The 15,863-nt window shown below is 62.4% G+C and carries 13 protein-coding genes; 1 reads left to right on the top strand and 12 read right to left on the bottom strand.

Annotation, left to right across the window (positions count from 1 at the left end; genetic code table 11):
- A partial coding sequence (locus tag OKA11_RS18575) for an acyltransferase family protein (protein ID WP_267223051.1) occupies positions 1-397 on the top strand: 397 nt, incomplete at its 5' end.
- A 9-nt stretch (positions 398-406) separates the two neighbouring features.
- On the opposite strand, the gene OKA11_RS18570 is transcribed toward OKA11_RS18575, so the two are convergent.
- The 12 genes from OKA11_RS18570 to OKA11_RS18515 all read right to left on the bottom strand — a co-directional run bounded on the left by OKA11_RS18570 (position 407) and on the right by OKA11_RS18515 (position 15,823).
- Entirely contained in the window at positions 407-1,348 is a 942-nt protein-coding gene (locus OKA11_RS18570; protein ID WP_267223049.1) for a glycosyltransferase family 2 protein, read from the bottom strand.
- Positions 1,349-1,986: 638 nt separating this feature from the next.
- Entirely contained in the window at positions 1,987-3,177 is a 1,191-nt protein-coding gene (locus OKA11_RS18565) for a right-handed parallel beta-helix repeat-containing protein (RefSeq protein ID WP_267223047.1), read from the bottom strand.
- A 4-nt stretch (positions 3,178-3,181) separates the two neighbouring features.
- Positions 3,182-4,423 (bottom strand): polysaccharide biosynthesis protein, encoded by a 1,242-nt coding sequence (locus tag OKA11_RS18560; RefSeq protein ID WP_267223046.1) that lies wholly within the window; start codon positions 4,421-4,423, stop codon positions 3,182-3,184.
- Positions 4,420-5,526 (bottom strand): GumK N-terminal domain-containing glycosyltransferase, encoded by a 1,107-nt coding sequence (locus OKA11_RS18555; protein WP_267223044.1) that lies wholly within the window; start codon positions 5,524-5,526, stop codon positions 4,420-4,422. Before OKA11_RS18555 ends, OKA11_RS18560 begins: the two co-directional genes overlap by 4 nt.
- Entirely contained in the window at positions 5,523-6,680 is a 1,158-nt protein-coding gene (locus OKA11_RS18550; protein WP_267223042.1) for a glycosyltransferase, read from the bottom strand. Before OKA11_RS18550 ends, OKA11_RS18555 begins: the two co-directional genes overlap by 4 nt.
- Positions 6,681-6,752: 72 nt before the next feature.
- On the bottom strand, positions 6,753-7,850 hold the full coding sequence (locus OKA11_RS18545) for a glycosyltransferase (protein ID WP_267223040.1): 1,098 nt from the start codon (positions 7,848-7,850) through the stop codon (positions 6,753-6,755).
- Complete coding sequence (locus OKA11_RS18540) at positions 7,847-8,920, bottom strand: glycosyltransferase family 4 protein (protein WP_267223038.1); 1,074 nt, start codon at positions 8,918-8,920, stop codon at positions 7,847-7,849. The genes OKA11_RS18545 and OKA11_RS18540 overlap by 4 nt, the downstream gene beginning before the upstream one ends.
- A gap of 64 nt (positions 8,921-8,984) precedes the next feature.
- Positions 8,985-10,241: a hypothetical protein gene (locus tag OKA11_RS18535; protein ID WP_267223036.1), complete on the bottom strand. Its 1,257-nt coding sequence runs from the start codon at positions 10,239-10,241 to the stop codon at positions 8,985-8,987.
- 134 nt (positions 10,242-10,375) lie between these two features.
- A complete protein-coding gene (locus tag OKA11_RS18530) occupies positions 10,376-11,530 on the bottom strand; it encodes a tetratricopeptide repeat protein (RefSeq protein WP_267223034.1) in 1,155 nt (384 codons plus the stop codon).
- 17 nt (positions 11,531-11,547) lie between these two features.
- Positions 11,548-13,758, bottom strand: coding sequence for a GumC family protein (locus OKA11_RS18525; protein ID WP_267223033.1), 2,211 nt, complete (start codon positions 13,756-13,758; stop codon positions 11,548-11,550).
- Positions 13,759-13,873: 115 nt separating this feature from the next.
- Positions 13,874-15,193: an O-antigen ligase family protein gene (locus OKA11_RS18520; protein ID WP_267223031.1), complete on the bottom strand. Its 1,320-nt coding sequence runs from the start codon at positions 15,191-15,193 to the stop codon at positions 13,874-13,876.
- A gap of 366 nt (positions 15,194-15,559) precedes the next feature.
- Entirely contained in the window at positions 15,560-15,823 is a 264-nt protein-coding gene (locus tag OKA11_RS18515) for a hypothetical protein (protein ID WP_267223029.1), read from the bottom strand.
- Positions 15,824-15,863: the final 40 nt, after the last annotated feature.

Here is a 15,863-nt window from a genome sequence, read left to right as displayed (position 1 = left end):
CTCTACCAACCGGTCCGCCGGTCGCCCCGTCTTGCTGTTCGGCGCACTGTTGGCGCTGACGGCGCTCAACACGGCCGAATTGGGTCTCATGAAGTGGCTGGGAATCCCCAAGCCCTTCGGCATTCCCGACGTGCGGATGATGACGCTGCCGCTGGGACTGACCGCGATGCTCTGCGTGGTTTCCCTGCGCCACCTCGAACCCGCTCAAAGCGCGGGTTACGTCGCCCTGAACGCTCTCGCGAACGCATCTCTTGGCGTTTACGCCACGCACGTCCTTGTCATCAAGCTGCTGACACCGCTGGGGCTACCGGGCGAACTGGTCTACGTGGCAACCGTGATCATCACGATACCACTGGTACTCCTGCTCGCCCGCACTCCCCTCAAGCGCTTCGTTTGACCCGGCATTTCAGGCCAGGCAGATGACCGCCGCCTGCTTGCCGGCGCCATGGGGCAAGGGCCACTGCTCGTCCTCTGCCGACCGGCGTGAGGATAGGACATCACAGAAACCCGATCGCCGCCCCATCGCCACGGCGAACGAATAGCGTGCGTTGAAAACCTTGAAGCGGGCCAGCTCAAAGATCGCCCGCATGGCCGGGCGGGCTATCCACTTGGCCGCCGTCCACGTCGAGAAGCCATGCTTGCCAAGGACAAAGCCGAAGCCGCGCGCATAATGCGCCCCCTTGGCGATCACATCGGGCACATCCGGTGCGACCACGAACTCCTCGTGGTGCCCATAGATTTCCGGATGATAGATCTGACGGAACCCGGCCGCCATCGCCCGCAGGGACAGGTCCTGGACCTCACAGCTTCCCCAGGGCGTTCCAGCTCCAGGCCCAATGCGTTCGTCGAATCCGCCAATGGCCTGCAACATGCCCTTGCGGATCAGGAACACCCACTCGATCTGGGTCATCCATGCCGTCTTGCGGGTGACCCAGGCGGGCGCTTCCAGGAAACGGCCATTGATGCTGCGCCCCGAAATATCCGCCGCACGTCCGCTGACGATGTCCGCACCGGTAGATTCCTGGAGCGCACAGGCCTTCTCGACGAAGTCGCTCGGATACCAGCAATCATCATCCGGAAAGAACACCAGATCGGAAGAGGCCTGCGCCCACCCCCAGTTGCGGCTGGCATTGGCCCCCTGAAGATCGCGACGACGAAGCCACCGCACCGGCAGGTCCGGAAAATCATCGAGGACGGCCTTGAGATCCTCGTGCTCGTTCTGGTCGACGACCACAACTTCCGCGAGTTGCCTTGTCTGCGCCGCGAGACTGGCAAACAGAATGCGCAGTTCGTCGACACGGCCCTTCGTCGCGACGACGGCCGCCACGCTGATGGTCGGCGGCGTCATTGCCCGCCTCCGCACCAAGTCAGCAGTCGGCACCCTGTTACTCGCTCATAGACTTGACGCGGCTCAGCGCAGTGCCTGCGCCATAGCCAGCCGCTAGATTCCACCATTGTCGTACCCACACCTATACGTCACCCGCCGAGTGAATACCGAAAGCACAACTTTCGGTACGCCCTCCAATCGACGCGCTTTGAAATAGACATCCCGAATTACCGTGACACGACTTTTGGTCACGGCCCGCATGCCGCCACATGCTCCGCGACTGCGCCGCCGCCGCACCAGCCATCGACGCACACGCCTCGGCAGGCGTGCTCAGTCGAAACGCAAATGCGGCGCGCTGGACGCGCACTCGCAGGCAGGCTTTGCACTTTATGTTATGAAACGCCGTCTTGAAGGCAGCGGCGATGCCGTTATTGCCTTCATGGTCAGGATCAGCGCACGAACGGGAAAAAGCAGTACCCGTGAACCGCAATGGCCCCGCGCATGCTCACTCGCCTCACACGAACGTCGGATCCTGAACGCCCCTCCTACAGAGGAAGCCCGCACCTCGCTACAGCTAGCAGGTTCAATGAAATGTACATTGCACCTCCATTCGACACAGTTGTCGTAAAAGTAGTCATATAATCAATATAACAATAAAATCAGGAAAGAGAAACAGAAATGCTCTTTGCCTTGGGGTCTGGTGTGTCGATCTGAGACGCGGGACGGTTCCAGCGCTGACCACTTGCCCGACGGCCGCTCACCGAAATGCCCTGCAGGTCTCCTGCGGCCACCACCCCCGCACGCGCGCCGATGCCGAGTCCCTCGATGACGATGCCGCTGAACCGAACGTCCTGGGAGGAACAGTTGAGCGCGTCGCCGCCCAAGCGCTGCACCGAACAGGACTTGCGCCCCTCAATGTGCACCACGCCCTGATTGATGCCCTTGCGCGTCACGCAGTCGACCAGTTGCACACGTGCCGCCGAAATATGCGCATTCCCGAAGGTACCATAGCTCACTTCGGAATTCAGGTAGAGACCCGCGCAGGCCGAACGGACCACCTTCACATCCTCCACGGTCACATCGGCGCCGCCGACCACGGCAACACCGCGCGCATTGCCATCGATCACGGTGATGAAGCGGCCGCGGATATTGTTGCAGCGCCTGCCCTTCTGGTCCGATCGATCGTAACTGACCACGGCAAAGCCGTCGTCGCCAGTGCGGATCGCCTGATAATTGGCGACATCGATATACGAAGAGCCGTTGGTGATGTGCAGCCCGTCCGCCATCGTACCGCGCACGAGAATGTTGCGCAGCGTGCCGCGATGGGCGTCGTCCATGAGAATGCCGGCAGTGGCCGCCCCGTGCACCGCAATATTGGTGAGCGTGAAATCATGAGCATCCTGCACCAGCAGGCCTATGCCGGTATAGGCTTGGCTACGCTTGCTCGCCGGCGAGGCCAAGGTGAGGTCACGCAAGGCGACACCGGCACCGGTGATGCGCAGGCGACCATTTTCGGGCACGAGCGCCCTGAACGTGCCCTGCATCCCCGAAATCGTCCCGCCCCCCAGGTCGAGCCCGCTAGAGTGGCAGTAGATGCCGCCCTTCTCCAGGCGCAATACGCCCCTGGAATGCGAACACCAGTCCAGCGCAGCCTGCAAGGCCGCCTGCTGATCGCGCGATGGATCCGACACCGCTCCGAACTCCCGGATGTCGCGGGTCTGGACGGCGGCATGCAGGACCTGCGCATGCAACGCGGCGGCGAGCACCGGCACGCCGCCAAGGGCGGCCACGAAGCCGCGGCGCCCCACGAAAGTCTCGGCGACGCGTAACGGACGGATGTATGATGTCATCGGATCAATTTGCCTTTGCGGCCAATGGCGCGCCCCCATGAGCGCGCGTGCGAACCAGCACCAATTTCGAAACGACTATGCCAATCGTCAAGCTCAAGGCGACGTTTTGTGCGAGCACCGCGACCGCCACCGTCTGCGCCGCACCGAACAAGGGCGTCAGCGCCAGCGCGGCAACGAAGCACAGGACGCCCAGGAAGCCGCCGATCAACCACCACTTCTCGCTGTTGAGCGCGGCCACGGCCATGCCGAAAGGCGCCGCAACGCACGTCACGAAGGCGCTCACGAACAGCGGCATCGCGAGGTTGAACGAGACATCCGCGTGAATCCAGCCGAGCCGCCCGAGGACGAACACCGCCGCGACAGCCGCCGGCAGGTAGACTGCCGCGAATGCCACCGAAAGTTGGGTATTGCGCCAGATCGTATGGCGCACGCCCCCCCAGTCCCCATCGGCCGCCGCCTTGATGAGGCGCGGCGCGAAGGCGATCGCCAGCCCATGGAGGAACACCGAGACCGCCGAGGACAGCTTGCGCACCAATTCGAAGGTTGCCACCGCCTGCGGCACCCCAAGCGCGCTCAGCGCAAGCGTCGGGAAACTCTCGGTCGCGGACATGACAATGCCGCTGAGCAGGAACGTCCGGCTCTCGCTCCACAGCAGGCGCGCATCCTCGACCCGCAGCGGGCGAACCGTGAACGCCGCCATGCCGCGCCGCAAGGCGATCGATGCAAGCGACGGCGCCAGATAGGCGAGCGACATCGAAAAGGAGATCGTCTTCCAGTCAGGGTGCAGTGCGAGCGCCCAGAACAGCGCGAAAAACGCCGTCAACAGCAGCGGCGGAACCAGGTAGAACAAGCTGACCGCCAGCAACTGCCGCTCCAGCGCCACCTGGCGGACTTCCTCGATCCGGGCAAGGGTCAGGGAGGCGATCGCCACGAACACCGATACCAGCGCAGCCAGCGGCACTCCGGCCACCAGTCCCGCGACGGCCATGCCGACAAGGACCAGCGACAGGAACACGATCACGATATGCCAGGCCGAAATGTCCGGTCGTTCCGGCAGCAGGATCGAGCGCATGTAACCCTGCTTGGCATATTGCGCGACCGGCCCGATCAGCAACATGCCGACCGCGAAGGAACTGGCGCCAAGTCCGTATTGCAGCCCGTCCAACAGTGATGCGGCGACCAGTGGCGGCAGGAACCCCACCCCGCCGGCCATAAGCCGAGCCAGCAGCAACCATGACAACTTCACGCAGACACTCCCTGCGAAGGCGCGAGAAGTTCGTCCACCACCCGATCCCAGGTGCGCGGCACGCTCGGCACCGCCCGCGGCATCTCCAGCGCGGCGCGCATGGCCGCCACGATCGATTCTCGATCCCCCACCCGGTAGCCGATCCGCGTGGGCTTGCCCCCCTGCACGAAATCCGGACAGACCGCAGGAATGCCAGCCGCTTCGAACTGCAGCAATTTCATCGAGGTATCGATCAGGTAATCCGATGCCAGCGCGGTACGGTAAGGCGCGATGCCCACGGCTGCGTGGCGGATATAAGGCAGCGTATCACGGAACGCCATTTCCGGCAGCCATTCCAGATTGCCCCGGCTGATGCCGGCATGGCCCGATCCGATGATGGTGAAATGGACATCGGGAAACGCCTCGGCAGCAACCTCGAAAAATTCGGGATCGAACAGCATCGAGCCGACCGAAATCGCCGATCGGCGCCCGTCGTAGGGATCGGGACCGGGACTTTCAAAAAAGGCATCATCAAGCCCGTGAGGAATGATGCGATGTTCCGCTATGGCCCGGTGTTCGCCCGCCATCAGCGCCGATGGCAGCCGCGCATGCGAAATCTCCCCGCCTACCGCCGCCAGCTGATCGTCATAGTACTGCCCGAGACCGATGGTGCTGAGGCTGTCCGAAGCGTTGTAGATGATCCGCGCATCGGGGTTGAGCCGCCGAACCGCACGAAGGATACCGACCGCACTGCCGGATTCCACCACAATGGTCCTTGCCTTGCGGATCATGTCCTTCACGCTGCGCGGCATGGTCCTGCGGTAGATGGCGCTGGCCAGAGGATTCCAAATCCTTCCGGAATTCCCGTTGAGATTGATCGGGTGCATGAGCGAGTGCCACAGGCGACACTGGACACCGTTGGCCGTCACGCTGGTTTCGCCGAATTGCCGATACCGCCCGTCGCGACCGCTCAGCGCCGAGAGCGCGCTGGAATGGGTGGCCAGAAACGCCGTCTCGCCCCGCTTTGCCAGCACATCCGTGATGAAATCGATGTTGGCGCGCTTCTTGGAACGATAATCATGAGCGGCGCTGATCACGAGGTAGGGCGGCGGGAACGCGCTCACGACACAAGGCCTCGCTGCAACTGCAGGAGATAGGCCGCATGGCGGGCGACGACGGCATCCCTTGCGCTTTCCGCGGCCTCCTGCCGTCGCAGGTCGACGTCTTCGGCCCGCGGCTCCTGCGCCAACTGACGGATCATCGCATCAGCCAGAGCGTCGGGATCGTTGGGCGGTGTCAGGATCCCCAATTCAGGACGGGTAATGAGATCCTCCGGTCCAAAATCGCACCGAGCCGCCACCACCGGCAAGCCGACACTCATGGCCTCGACGATCGACACCCCGAAGCCCTCCCAGCGAGAAGCCGTGACAAAGGCCCGCGCGGCCCCCAGTTCCGCCGATGGGTCGGACACCATGCCCTTCAGCGTGACATTGTCCCGCAGATCGAGGCGCTCGATCATGTCCTCCAGCTTTGCGCGCTCCGGCCCTTCCCCCACCAGTGTCAGGGTGGCATCGGGATAAGCGTCCACGACCTTGCGAAAAGCAGCGACGGCGATGTCGTGCCCTTTCTGATAGGCCAATCGCGCCACTGTCACGAAGTTGCGTCCTGCCAATGCCGCTTCGCTCACCCGAACACGGTCGCCGAGCTGGCGAACCGGATTGGGCATGAACAGCACCCGGCACTTGTCGCCCATCATCGCCTGTGCCCGCTTGGCCAAACCTGGCGAGACCGCAATGACACCGGCGAAATATGGCGCTGCAAGGCGCACAAACGAGAACAGAAGCCGCGACTTGGCGGAGACCACGCGCTCAACTTCGGGATTGCCGTGAAGATGCAGGACGATGTTCGTGCGCCGACCGGCCAGACGATCCCTCACGAGAGAGAGGAAAGCGTTCTCGAATTGCGGGATCACCACAAGATCGAAGTCCCGTTTGGCCAAGGCCTTTTGCAGGCCGCCGGGAATGTCACGGGTGCGTTGCGCCTCTTCACGAAGAACAGTGTACGCCGGATCCACGACTTCAGCGTAATCACGAAAATAGAGCACGCTGACATCGAAACGCGGATTGTCGTTACGCGCAAGCGCATTGGCCAGTTCGTCGGTCACCCTCTCGATGCCGGCAAACTGGTTCGACGGCGGCACCACATAGAGCACGCGGATAGGGGCAGCTTCCCCTTCGTTAAGACGGCTGGTCATCGCGTCCTTGCTGGAACTCAACATCCCCAAAATTCCTCCGATCACCGGTCATGGTCACAGCGGCAAACTGCACTTCTCTCCCCCAGGGAAGCACGGTCACGCGGCAGCCAACTCCCGATATAGCCCCAAGAGTTCCTCATTCATCCGGTCTGCGCGGAAACCGGCTTCATAAGCAGCACGCGCCGCAATTCCCATGCGCCGGAAATCCGCGATGCCATAACGCGACAGCGTGTCGACGAGGAATTGCGGATCGCCGTTGTCAATCAGCGCGCCAGTCTCCCCGTCCTGCACCAGATGGCGGAAGGCGCCGCCGTTGGTGGCGATGAGCGCCCGCCCCGCCCGCATGGTTTCCAGCGCCACCAGCGGCAACCCTTCCCACCGGCTCGGCATCACCACGGCATCGGCCTCGACGATGGCCTTGGCCACCTCCTCGCGCGGGAGCCAGCCTTTCATGTCGATCGCCAGCCCCTCGATCCCCGGTCGCACGCCGCCCCTCACGACGTCGCCCACCACGGTCACCTTGGCAAGCCCCTCCGGCAACCGCGCGATCGCCGGAAGCAGGAGGTCGAACCCCTTCTGATAATCCAGCCTGCCGATGAACAGCAGGTTCACTGGCCGCTCCTGCGGCTCGACCGGCGGCGGCGCCGGAAAGTCCCGAATGCCCGAAACGACAAGATCGAGCTTGGAGCGGGCAAAACCGCGATCGAGCAGGAAGCCCGCCTCGTGCGGCGAAATGTTGACGATGCTGTCCGTGAACCGGCTGAGCGAGCGCTCCATGGCCGCGATGAGGCCCCGTCCTCGCACCGGCTTGTCGGGGTCGATCATCCAGCCATGCGCGCAGTAGACGATCTTCGGGCGCCGACGCATGCCAAGCGTGACAGTGCGCCCAAGAGCACCGGCCAGCGTGCTGTGCAGATGCAGGACATCGGGCGCGAACTGCCGGACGGCGTGACGGATCTGCCTGGCGAGCCGAACCGTCGCCGAGGCGCTGCGGCTTTCCTGATCGTAGGAAAAGGTGACAAGACCGCCATCGGCGGGCAGCAGGCCAAGCTGGCTCTCAGGCGCCAGCACCGCAACCTTGCCCGCCCCCAGCTTCGCCAGCTGGGCAGGCAGCACTTCCTGCAGATAGCTGCCGGGCCCGCCCGGCAGACATTCGCAAACATGGAGCACCTTGAGCTCGGCTGCCGGCTTCATCGTGCCGCCTCCCGCGCCAATGCCACCATGGTGCGCGCCGAGCCTTCCCAGCTGTAGCACGCTGCCCGCTCGTACCCCTTGCGCACGAGTTCGGAGCGCAAGCCCTCCTCGTCCCGGATACGCAGGATCGATTCCAGCCACTTGGCCCCATCCCGCGGGTCGGCAAGCAGCGCGCCGTCACCAACCACTTCGGGCAGAGCCGAGGTATCCGAAACGATCACCGGACAGCCCATCTGCATGGCCTCCACCGGCGGCACCCCGAAGCCTTCGTAAAAGGACGGAAACAGGAAAGCGAGAGCACCGGCATAAAGCGTCTTGAGTTCGCCGTCGCTCACCCGGCCAAGATCGACAACCTTGCCGCCATAAGCGCCCTGTTCGCCGAAGATGCGGCTTGCTCCGCCCCCCGCCACGACAACGGAAATTCCCTGCCTCGCCAGTTCATCGGCGATCCCGACGATCAGGCCGATGTTCTTGTTGGCCGACTGGCTGCCCAGGCACAGGACATAGCTCTTGCGCACGTCGTCGGGCAGCGCGACCGGCTCCGGCTCGATCCGATCGAAATTGTCCGCCGCGTTGTAGGTCACCGCATCCGGGGCGCGCACCGCTATGCCCAGTTCCTGGAGCATGCGGCCAGAATACTCGGACACCGTCGTCCAGCGCGCGCTGCGCCGGATCACCCGGGGGATCATGAGATCGTACCAGGTACGGAAGGCGCGCGAAAAATTCTCCGGCATGAGCCAGGGGTGCGCGTCATGCACACAGGTGACTTGCGACCGCGCCGCCAGCGGGGCCATGTTGCACAAGTTGATCACAACGTCCCGGCCCGCGAAGCGCGGAAGCGTAACCTGCTCCCACAGGACGCCCTGCCCGGGGCCGACTTCGACCTCGGGAATGGCCGATGCGAAGCGCGGCGCTCCCGAACGCGGCCGGGCAATGACGAAATCCACGCCCTGGACCTGAGGATCCCCGACCTCGACCAGCCGGTCGATGACGCGCGCGATCTCACGCGCATAGCGCTCGACCCCCGTGGTTGGCTTGTCGAGGAAACGACCGTTAATGATTACCCGCATCGTTGCTCCCGATTTGGATGAGGCCCGCCTGGGCGCGCCGTACCGTGGCGGATGGCGACCGCCATCAGCGCACTGAGCCGCCCACCGATACGCGCGGAGACCGCTTGTACCAGATAAGAGCGACAATGATGAGACCGATCATCGCAGAAATCGCTCGCCCGTCGTAAATGTAACCGATACGCAGAATCTCAAGCAGGGAATAGAGAAAGATCGGATAGAAATAACGTCCCGCGCCGCGCCCAGAGCGGAAAGAAGCAAAGGCAAGTCCAGCCAGGGCACCATAAACAAATATCAGCGCCATGCCCAAAACCATCCCCCAGTCATAGGCAACAGTCAGGACACCGGTAGTATTGTTGTACTCTGGCGAGGCATAGATCGTCAGAAACTGCGAGAACCACACATCTTCGCCGCGCAAGCTCGAACTGGGCATAAGGCTGCCGATGATCGGGAAGCGATAGAGCCAGTTCAGGGTCCATTCGCCTCGGAAAGTCGGATTGGGCGAAAGTTGGATCAACGCACAGATGTTGTTGAGCGATGTAACGTAATAGAGCGCAAAGCGGTCAGCAATAAAATGCGGAAAGGTATCATAGATTGCCGCATAATAGTTAAGCCAGCTTCTCAGATACTCGAAAAGCGCAAAAAACAATGGCGCCACAGCATAAAGGAAAAAAGGAAAGAACTTCAACACAAAATCGACCGGCGTGGCCCCCGGCTTTCGGCTGGAAACGTAGATCGCAAAAAATGGCACCACCACTTCGATGATGGCAATTCGCTCCGAAAACGTGGCCGCACGAAACAGTCCAAGCCCCAGAATTACTGCCAGCATGATCGTGTAGCGACGCGGCAACTTTTCCCGGTCCTGAAAGACCTTGATGCCGTAGACCACGGCGTAGGCGATACCGAACTGGCTGAGCGTGGTCACACCGGAAATATTCTGGGCAGTGCTACGCACTTCGTACATGGCGCCTGTCGCGCCGGACAAAGTGGCCAGAATAAGGCCCGGATTGGAGGCCAGAAGCGGCCCGAACCAGATGGCATAGGCAAGAAAGGTGAACCAGAACAAGAAATCGAGGCTGGTATTCTCGAGACGCAGGACCTTCTTCGGCTGAACCGTTCCGGTGCAATGCGCACCAAGAGCCAGTCCGCCGAGCAGGAACAACGCCTTCAGCAGCAAGATCCCCGTCAGGTAGACCTGGTGCGATGCAAGCACCGGCGCATTCTCGATCACCGGCCGCGTCGCTGCGGCGATGAGCAGGAAGAAGGGAATGACAAAAAATACCACGAGCAATGCCGGTGAATGCCACCAGCGAATCCCGACCATCGAACTAGCCCCTGAGGACGGCATGCGGCATTCCTTGCATTAACTTGATCGGACGTCGCACGCACGACGCCCGGACATCGATATCGCCAAACCATGGAGCCCGCACGGGCCCCGCTCGTTTGCAACGGACACGATCAGTCGATTCTCACCCGATCGATCGTTCCCGCCCCCATGCCGGCATCGATGGTCAGCCACTGGCTGGCGCATCCGGCCGGCAGGGAGAAACTTGCTCCTTCTGGCGTCAGATCGAACTTGCCCAGCGTGTGGGCCGCGCCCTGTCCATCGAAGCAGGTCACCTCGAGTGCCGGACCGCGGCTCATCGACGATTTCACCGCATCCCCCGTCGCCGAGACCCTGCGCGCTCCAGGCGGCAGCATCGCGAAACGCCTGGCGATGGGCTGACGAATAGGCTCCGAGTTGGAGAACCTGAGAACCGGCCCACCAGCCCCCGCCTCGATTGCCTGCTCGACCCCCGGCCCGGGCAAGTAGTGCCAATCGAACGGTCCAGCCGCACTCTCGTCGTTGGACGTGAACACGAGATTGCCAAGACCACTGGCCGATGCGCCAGCCCGGCGCCTGCCACAAGCCTGCAGCCACAACGCCTCGACGGCAGCGCCGCGACCGAAGCGGATCGAATCGCTCGCACTGGCCGACAGCGACGGACAATCGAGTTGCGCCCCGTTCTTCCTCAGCGTGCCCGCCAGGACGCCGACCTTGTGAGCATCGAGGGCGGAGGCCGACCAAAGCAGCAACGCATTGCTCCAGCCAGCCTCGGCGCGCAGCTGCGCAGTGAAGGCCGTCAACCCCTCCTGGCGCGAGAGCACGGCACCGCTCAAGGCGCGCAGTTCATCGCTCTGCTCGCCCTTGCGCCACAGCGCCAGCAGGCGCTGCCCAGCAATGTCCCAGTCGCCCCCCTGGACAGCCAATTGGACGACGATCGCCTGGGTGAAACTGTCGCGCCAGCCGCGCTCGGCCGCCACCATGACAGCAGCGAGCGCGGGCTGTTCACGCCCTGCCGCCAATTCGCCCTGCGCCATCATCGCCAGCCCTTCGGCCGGTATCGGCCGGCGGGACACCATCTCGCGCGCCAGTTGAACGCCGGCAGCACTGTCACCGCGCGCCAGAGCGCCGCGCGCCAGCACTTCGAGCGCAAACCCGCGGAACGGAGCCGGGACACGCGCTGCCAGCGATGCATCATGCCTGGCCTCACGGTCCATTTCGAACCCCGCCGCAGCAACCGCAACGGCCGCCCACAGCGCGAACCAGACCGACTTGCCAACAACTGTCATGCGCACGCGACCGTCACTCAGTCCTCTGCCTGACCGTAAGTGTAGTAGCTATCGTAGTAGCTATAGTTGTCGCCCGCGTTCTTGGGATCGAACCGGTTGAGCACCACACCAAGGATCCTGGCATTGACGAGCTTGAGGCGGCGCAGCGCTGCCTTGACCGCGCCGCGGTGGAACACCGAGGCATCGATCACGAAAAGCACGCCGTCGGCATGGTTGGCCAGCAGAGCCGCGTCCGACAGGCCGAGCAGCGGCGGGCTGTCGATGATGACAAGGTCATACCGCGCGCGCGCTTCCGCGACAAAGCGGTGGACACCTTCACCGCCCAGCAGCAGCGCCGGATCCGGCGGCATCGGCAGAGCCGTCACGTAGTTGAGGTTCTCGACATCGGTCGGCGCGACAATCTCGTCAAAGGTCTTCTGATTGGTGAGATAGTCGGCCAGGCCCTTCTTGTTACGCTCGGCAAGGAACCCATGCAGCGTCGGACGACGAAGGTCGGCATCGACCAGCAGCACGCGCTTGCCGAGACGGGCCATGTTGCGTGCAATGGTGCGCGATGCGGTGGACTTGCCCTCACCCTCACGCGAACTGGTCACCATCAGCAACTCGGGCAGACCATTGGCTGTGGAGTAACGAAGGTTGGTGACAAGCGTGCTGAAGGCTTCGCCGACGTGCGAGCGACGATCTTCCAACAAATCGCCCACGTCGCGCTTGGCCTCGAGCGGAATGAGACCAAGCAGCGGCAAGCCGATCTTGGCCTCGACGTCTTCCGGCGAACGGATCGAACCATCGAAGATCTCGCGCAGCGCGACGGCAACGGCGGCCAACAGCAGGCCAGCAACGAAAGCCAGCAGGATGTTAAGCGCCAGCTTCGGCGACGACGGCTTGGTCGGCACTTCAGCGCGGTCAACGAGCGTGATGTTGTTGACCGCAGCACCTGCGGTGGCGTTGATCTGATTGTAGCGAGACAGCAGCGTGTCGTAGAGCGCGCGATTGGTGTCCGCGATGCGCTTGAGCACCGAATACTGCACGCCGCGATCCTGTTCGCTCAAAGCCTCCTCACGCAGCGATTCGACCTTGGCGACGAGCGACTGCTCGCGTTCGGTGGCAGCTTGATAATCGAGATAGGAAGAACGCTTGATGGATTCGGCAATCGCACCGATGCGGCGATCGAATTCGGCAAGCTGCGCCTTCTTCGCCTTAACCTGCGACGAATCGTCGACGTAACGCGAACGGGCATCGGCCAGTTCCGCCTCGACGCGCGCCTTCTCGCCCACCAGCGACTGCACGGCCTGGTTGCTGTTCACTTCGCTGATCGACAGCGGCGGCGCCGACGAAATCGCCTGCCAGCGATCCTGCGCGGCAATCCGGTCAGCCGTTGCGCGCGAAGCCGCATCGTTAAGCTGGACCAGCGTGCTGCCGGTCACCGAAAGCTCGGTATCCGGCTTTGTGCTATCCCCCTGGTTCGAAACGCGGATCAGGCCTGCAGCACGGGCATACCGGTTGAGGTCGCGCTCGGACTGCGTCACCTTGATGCGCGCTTCCTCGAGCTGGTCAGCCAGGAACTTGCGCGCGTAGGCGCTGCTTTCATATTTCTGGCGAAGATTGCCGTCGATGTAACGCTCGGCAAACAGATTGGCGAGGTTTGCAGAGTATTGCGGACTACGGCTCTTGATATTGATCGCAATGATGCGACTGTTCATCGGCAGCTTGACCGAAAGTGCATCAGTCAGCGCGTCGATCGCCACGTCCTTGCGCGCGTTCGCGTAGTCCTTTTTGGCGAAGCCCTCTTCCGCGAGCTTCTCATCGGTCGGCATGTCCTCGCCCATCGCGGCGTAGAAACCGGCGTCCTGATCGAGACGCCCCGCCTCTACGACGCTGCGCGCCAGCGAACGGCTCTGCAGGATGCCCAGCTGGGTCTGCAGGAAACGATCGGTATCCCAGGCAGCCCCCGCCTTCTGGAGTTCGCTGCCCTCGATGATCTGATCGGCCTGGTCTTCGACAAGAACCTGCGCCTGAGAATCGTACTTCGGCGTGATCAGCATCGTCACGATGATGCCGATCACGACCACGCTCACCACTGTTGCGGCGAACAGAATGGCATTTCGGCGAATTATGGAGATGAGATGCTTGAGATTGACCTCGAAACTGGATTCCGACCCCCAGTCGGCGACCTCAGCCTCATGCGATTGCTCAGCTGATCGTACGTCTTTCAAATTCAACCCCGCCATTCTTTCAAGCCCAATGACCCACCCCATCGCCACGGGAACACCATCCTGGCTCCGTTATCGGCAATCGGGCACGTCGAAATTCAAGGACAGCTAACCGACCTTGACCACATTCTTGTCACAAGGACCCAACAGCTTCCGCGCGTTGACCCGAACGGATCTTCGCCGAACCTGCATTGCCGGGACGGATAATCATGGCAACCATCAATCCTGCGACACACAGAATTGCCTGACTGCGCAATGGATAGTCTAGAACTGACTGCATAAAGAGCATCACAAAAACGGCCACAGGTGCCAAACCCGAGCCATTGCGACCTTGCAATGCCTTGAACGCCCCCAGGCCGAGCACCGCCAGCCAGCCGGCCAGCAGCGCGATACCCGCAACACCTGATTCAAGAGTCAGTTCCAGGAAATCGTTGTGCGCACGAGCCGCTCGACCAGGTGCCAGCGTTTCCAGGGATTCGTCCACCTGAAAAACCTCGTCGAACGTGCCGACGCCACTTCCCACCGGCCAGTAGCGCCCGATCGCCGAGCGCGTATCGCGCCAGATGGCAGGACGCTCATCGTTGAGATTCTCAAAACGCGCGAAGCTCTTCTGTACCTGGTCGACCTGAGACACCCCGAGCAGGGCGCCGGCGAAGGCGACGCACCCCAAGGCCATGACCAGCCCAAGCTGCTTGCGGCTGACGCGGCGCGCAATCCGCCAATAGATCCGGACCGCCAGACAACAGAAAGGCACCACGGCGATCAACATGCTCGACCGGGACCGCGTCAGGAACAGCCCGACCAGGAGCATCAGACCACAGGCCACAGCCGCAAGGACGATGCCCGGCCGCATATCCTCATCCGGAAGGGCACAAATAAGGGCAACCAAGGCAATGTCCAGGAACAGTCCGGTGGTGTTGTGATTTGCAAAGGTGCCCTGCAACTCACGCGACCCGGCCACCTCGGGGAACATCACGAAGAGGTTGTTGCCGGTAGCGAGTTGCGGCAACCCGATCAGCACGCTGAGCAGGCCGGCAAGCGCAATGAGCCACAGAAACAGCTGACGCTGCTTTGCCGAGGGACCGTGCGCAAGCACGATGATGGTCAAAGGCGGCAGCATCGCCAGGAAAGCCACGGCGGTCCGACGCATGTCGAGCGAGAACGGGAACCATTCATCCTGACGCCCGATCAGCGTCAGGGATTGCTCCACCATCTCGCGACCAGGCAGCGCCCGCCAGATCGACGGCGGCAGCGGTACGATCTGCAACAACGGCAGAAGCAAGGTCGCGGCCACCAGCACCACAAAATACCGTGGCGAACCGCGCAGAAAATCCACAAAAGCCGAAGCATTCACCGCGATCAACGCGATGGCAGCAAGCTGGACAAGGAGATTGTAAAGGCCTGCACCGCCGCCCCCGCCGCCAAAGATCACGCCCACCAGGACAAGCGCCATGGCCTGCGTTACGCGGCGCCCCTGCGCTTGCGACGACGCCCCCGCCAAGCCCGGAACGCGCCCGACAGCAGGACGGTTTTGCCTCCCACTAACAATTGGTGACCCGGACAGAGCTTCACCTCGAAAGTTGGAAAAATCGGCAGATCAGGGAGATCAGGTCGGAATCGCCACCATAACGGTTCCGACCTGATATCTCATCAACACGCGAAAGAAAAAATCTGGCTAAACCGAAGGAGCAAACAGGCAAGAGCCGAATGCACTTCAGAATAACGAAACACCCGATTCGCTCAGCAAATCCAAAGGCGTCATGTAAAAAGCCCTGCCCTCGAAAAATCGGGGGCAGGACCTTTCAAAAAGTCAAAGCGATCAGGCGCCGTTCGACTTGTTGTCGCTCTTGGTCGCCTCGACGATACCCCAGGTCGCAAGACCCACAGCAACCGCGCCGAGAACGAACACGCCCGGAGCAGCCTTCTGCTTGGCCTGAACCGGAGCCGAGCTACGCACGCCAACGCCCGAAAGGCTTGCAGCCTTGGGCAGCGCAGCCGAAGCAGCGGTACCGGCCTGAGCCGCGATCGGAGCAAAAAGGAGACCGGCAGCAGCCACTACCGGCATGACATTCTTGAGCTTCATGAAACCTCCATGACGTTACGTACTATAGACTAATAGCGTT

The sequence above is a fragment of the Novosphingobium clariflavum genome, assembly GCF_026420865.1.
Lineage (GTDB): Bacteria > Pseudomonadota > Alphaproteobacteria > Sphingomonadales > Sphingomonadaceae > Novosphingobium > Novosphingobium clariflavum.
This window is presented reverse-complemented; position numbering and strand designations above follow the sequence as displayed.

Coding starts and splice junctions, on each gene's coding strand:
- OKA11_RS18525 (WP_267223033.1), bottom strand. CDS start 13,758: ATGGCGGGGTTGAATTTGAAAGACGTACGATCAGCTGAGCAATCGCAT.
- OKA11_RS18545 (WP_267223040.1), bottom strand. CDS start 7,850: ATGAAGCCGGCAGCCGAGCTCAAGGTGCTCCATGTTTGCGAATGTCTG.
- OKA11_RS18530 (WP_267223034.1), bottom strand. CDS start 11,530: ATGACAGTTGTTGGCAAGTCGGTCTGGTTCGCGCTGTGGGCGGCCGTT.
- OKA11_RS18565 (WP_267223047.1), bottom strand. CDS start 3,177: ATGACATCATACATCCGTCCGTTACGCGTCGCCGAGACTTTCGTGGGG.
- OKA11_RS18515 (WP_267223029.1), bottom strand. CDS start 15,823: ATGAAGCTCAAGAATGTCATGCCGGTAGTGGCTGCTGCCGGTCTCCTT.
- OKA11_RS18520 (WP_267223031.1), bottom strand. CDS start 15,193: ATGGCGCTTGTCCTGGTGGGCGTGATCTTTGGCGGCGGGGGCGGCGGT.
- OKA11_RS18535 (WP_267223036.1), bottom strand. CDS start 10,241: ATGGTCGGGATTCGCTGGTGGCATTCACCGGCATTGCTCGTGGTATTT.
- OKA11_RS18550 (WP_267223042.1), bottom strand. CDS start 6,680: ATGTTGAGTTCCAGCAAGGACGCGATGACCAGCCGTCTTAACGAAGGG.
- OKA11_RS18540 (WP_267223038.1), bottom strand. CDS start 8,920: ATGCGGGTAATCATTAACGGTCGTTTCCTCGACAAGCCAACCACGGGG.
- OKA11_RS18570 (WP_267223049.1), bottom strand. CDS start 1,348: ATGACGCCGCCGACCATCAGCGTGGCGGCCGTCGTCGCGACGAAGGGC.